At 48.1% G+C, this 3,001-nt stretch carries 1 rRNA gene; it reads right to left on the bottom strand.

What is annotated here, in order from left to right:
- Nucleotides 1-12: 12 nt before the first annotated feature.
- A 23S ribosomal RNA gene (locus tag GJU43_RS22630) occupies nt 13-2,891 on the bottom strand.
- Between the last annotated feature and the right edge of the window lie 110 nt (nt 2,892-3,001).

Here is a 3,001-nt window from a genome sequence, read left to right as displayed (position 1 = left end):
GGGGAAAAGGGTGTACATAAGCTTACGGATTATTAGTACTACTCGACTATGACATTACTGCCTTTACATCTATAGCCTATCAACGTGGTCATCTTCCACGATCCTTAAAAGAAATCTCATCTTGTGGTGGGTTTCGCGCTTATATGCTTTCAGCGCTTATCCCTTCCAAACGTAGCTACTCTGCGGTGCCCCTGGCGGGACAACAGATACACTAGAGGTTTGTCCAATTCGGTCCTCTCGTACTAGAATCAGATCCACTCAAATTTCTAACGCCCACAGTAGATAGAGACCGAACTGTCTCACGACGTTCTGAACCCAGCTCGCGTGCCACTTTAATGGGCGAACAGCCCAACCCTTGGGACCTTCTCCAGCCCCAGGATGTGACGAGCCGACATCGAGGTGCCAAACCCCCCCGTCGATATGAGCTCTTGGGGGAGATCAGCCTGTTATCCCCGGCGTACCTTTTATCCTTTGAGCGATGGCCCTTCCATGCGGAACCACCGGATCACTATGCTCTACTTTCGTACCTGATCGACCTGTATGTCTCTCAGTCAAGCTCCCTTATGCCATTGCACTCTACGCACGGTTACCAAGCGTACTGAGGGAACCTTTAGAAGCCTCCGTTACTCTTTTGGAGGCGACCACCCCAGTCAAACTACCCACCAAGCAATGTCCCCCACAACGCGGGGTTAGGCCTCAGATAAACAAAGGGTTGTATTTCAACAATGACTCCACAACGCCTGGCGACGCCACTTCACAGTCTCCAACCTATCCTACACATCATTTATCCAAGGTCAATACTAAGCTATAGTAAAGGTGCACAGGGTCTTTTCGTCCCACTGCGGGTAAACGGCATCTTCACCGTTACTACAATTTCACCGAGCTCATGGCTGAGACAGTGTCCAGATCGTTACACCATTCGTGCAGGTCGGAACTTACCCGACAAGGAATTTCGCTACCTTAGGACCGTTATAGTTACGGCCGCCGTTTACTGGGGCTTCAATTCAATGCTTCTCCGAAGATAACATCTCCTCTTAACCTTCCAGCACCGGGCAGGTGTCAGGCCCTATACTTCATCTTACGATTTTGCAGAGCCCTGTGTTTTTGATAAACAGTCGCCTGGACCTCTTCACTGCGGCCAGCTTGCGCTGGCGACCTTTCTCCCGAAGTTACAGGTCTATTTTGCCTAATTCCTTAGCCATGAATCTCTCGAGCACCTTAGGATTCTCTCCTCAACTACCTGTGTCGGTTTACGGTACTGGTACTAATTACCTGAAGTTTAGAGGTTTTTCTTGGAAGCCCTTAGGCGCACTATCTCTTTGTCCGAAGACTCCGAGTACTATCGTATTTCCCCAAGATCTGTGGATTTGCCTGCAGATCCTATAGGTAGGTACTTCAACGAACTATTCCGTCAGTTCGCGGCGCTTTCATCACTCCGTCACCCCATCACAGTAATTAGTAGTACGGGAATATTAACCCGTTAGCCATCGACTGTCCCTTTCGGGTTCGCCTTAGGACCAGACTAACCCACAGCTGATTAGCATAGCTGTGGAAACCTTAGTTTTTCGGTGTGCGGGTTTCTCGCCCGCATTATCGTTACTTATGCCTACATTTTCTTTTCTAACCAGTCCAGCATGCCTTACGACACACCTTCAACCCTGTTAGAATGCTCCCCTACCACTTAGAGTAAACTCTAAATCCATAGCTTCGGTAATATACTTATGCCCGATTATTATCCATGCTCGTCCGCTCGACTAGTGAGCTGTTACGCACTCTTTAAATGAATGGCTGCTTCCAAGCCAACATCCTAGCTGTCTGGGCAGACAAACCTCGTTCTTTCAACTTAGTATATATTTGGGGACCTTAGCTGATGGTCTGGGTTCTTTCCCTCTCGGACTTGGACCTTAGCACCCAAGCCCTCACTGTTATCAATCATTATATAGCATTCGGAGTTTGTCAGGAATTGGTAGGCGGTGAAGCCCCCGCATCCAATCAGTAGCTCTACCTCTATATAACTAAAATAACGCTGCACCTAAATGCATTTCGGGGAGTACGAGCTATTTCCGAGTTTGATTGGCCTTTCACCCCTACCCACAGGTCATCCGAAGACTTTTCAACGTCAACCGGTTCGGACCTCCACTGTGTGTTACCACAGCTTCATCCTGCCCATGGGTAGATCACACGGTTTCGCGTCTAACACTACTGACTAAAGCGCCCTATTCAGACTCGCTTTCGCTACGGATCCGTGGCTTAACCACTTATCCTTGCCAGCAACGTTAACTCGTAGGCTCATTATGCAAAAGGCACGCCGTCACCCCACGAAAGGGCTCCGACCGCTTGTAAGCGTATGGTTTCAGGATCTATTTCACTCCGTTATTCACGGTTCTTTTCACCTTTCCCTCACGGTACTGGTTCACTATCGGTCTCTCAGGAGTATTTAGCCTTAGCGGATGGTCCCGCCAAATTCAGACAGGGTTTCACGTGCCCCGCCCTACTCAGGATACCACTATCTATTACATTTATTACCCGTACGAGGCTATCACTCTCTATGGCGTCACTTTCCAGTAACTTCCGGTTCTGCATGCATAAAATGTCGTGGTCCTACAACCCCAACATTGCCGTAACAACATTGGTTTGGGCTAATCCGCGTTCGCTCGCCACTACTTACGGAATCACTTTTGTTTTCTTCTCCTCCGCCTACTTAGATGTTTCAGTTCAGCGGGTTTGCCCACCTATCGGTGTACTATGTCTTCAACATAGTGGGTTGCCCCATTCAGGTATCTACGGATCAATCGGTGTGTGCCCGTCCCCGTAGCTTTTCGCAGCTTATCACGCCTTTCATCGCCTCTGAGAGCCAAGGCATCCCCCATACGCCCTTATTTTGCTTATTGTACCAATCCTAAAATCAATTAGGACCGTTTTTTTTTGTCTTTTACTATAAATAGTAAAAAACGCTTTCTACTTTTTATTATTTCTTATCTCAATATGTCAATGAACTTTA

Origin of the sequence: Flavobacterium sp. LC2016-23, from assembly GCF_009674775.1 — a bacterium.
In the GTDB taxonomy this organism is placed as follows: domain Bacteria; phylum Bacteroidota; class Bacteroidia; order Flavobacteriales; family Flavobacteriaceae; genus Flavobacterium.
This window is presented reverse-complemented; position numbering and strand designations above follow the sequence as displayed.